General features: G+C 49.7%; 1 protein-coding gene and 1 rRNA gene. Both read right to left on the bottom strand.

Features of this window, described 5'->3' with window-relative positions; all coding sequences use genetic code 11:
• A partial coding sequence (locus HMPREF3009_RS13665; RefSeq protein ID WP_232760897.1) for a hypothetical protein occupies positions 1-253 on the bottom strand: 253 nt, incomplete at its 3' end.
• A gap of 398 nt (positions 254-651) precedes the next feature.
• Positions 652-769: ribosomal RNA gene (gene rrf, locus HMPREF3009_RS02970) — 5S ribosomal RNA — on the bottom strand.
• Positions 770-918: the final 149 nt, after the last annotated feature.

The following is a 918-nucleotide window of genomic DNA, read 5'->3' as shown; positions in this document are numbered from 1 at the left end:
ACGTGTCTACTTTCCGGGGGTCAGGCCCCTGCACACAGCCGAGAACCCTAGCTTCGCCCACGACATCTCCGAGACGTGCAAGCGGCAACGACAGAATTGTCCCAATAACAATGCCCGTGCCCACCGCATGCAAAGCACCTTGACCATCAAGACCAGATTCTACTGTCAGGTAACCTACAGAAGCTGCAAGAAATGAAGTCACGTACGCATCCACAAGAACATTCACTCTGATTACAGTTGCAGGAGAGAGCATTTTCCTTAAGAGCATCTCAAGACACCTCCAACTGGATTTCTACGAATGACCACTCAATGCTCGTGACATTAGAAAACTGAGCGACGAATCCGTCCACCGAATCTCGTAGCCCAGGGTAGACCCGCAAAAAGCAACGCCGAACGCTAATTCAACCATTTTGATTAGTGTAGCTGAAATACGTTCCTCGAAAGTATCAGCGCGAGGAGAAAGCACCGAAAGTGACGAAAAGATAGTGCCAAAGCGTTATGGACCTAGGTGTGGTACTCAAGGAGATTTGAGGTCGCTCCCCCAGTGTCGTTGGGGGCGGACCTTGAAAACGAAGAAAGAGACCGTTGAAGCGGTAGTAATGCTTCAACGGTCTCTCTTTGTTGTGTATTGAGTTATGGTTTGTTGTTTGGTGTCGGCGGTTTCTTACTCTCCCACAACCTCCCGGTTGCAGTACCATCAGCGTTAGCAGGCTTAGCTTCCGGGTTCGGAATGGGACCGGGCGTTTCCCTGCTGCTATAGGCCACCGACAAACACACGGAGCAACGGCTGGTTGCTGGTGTTGTGTCAGATACTGTGTAGTGGACGCAAGCGACAGTGATTAATTGTTTGTCATGTCTTGTTGTTTACACACTCTCGATATTTCGAGCGTGTGTGTGTTTGTTTTGGTCTATTAGTAC

Source organism: Corynebacterium sp. HMSC034H07 (genome assembly GCF_001815175.1).
GTDB classification, from domain to species: domain Bacteria; phylum Actinomycetota; class Actinomycetes; order Mycobacteriales; family Mycobacteriaceae; genus Corynebacterium; species Corynebacterium hiratae.
This window is presented reverse-complemented; position numbering and strand designations above follow the sequence as displayed.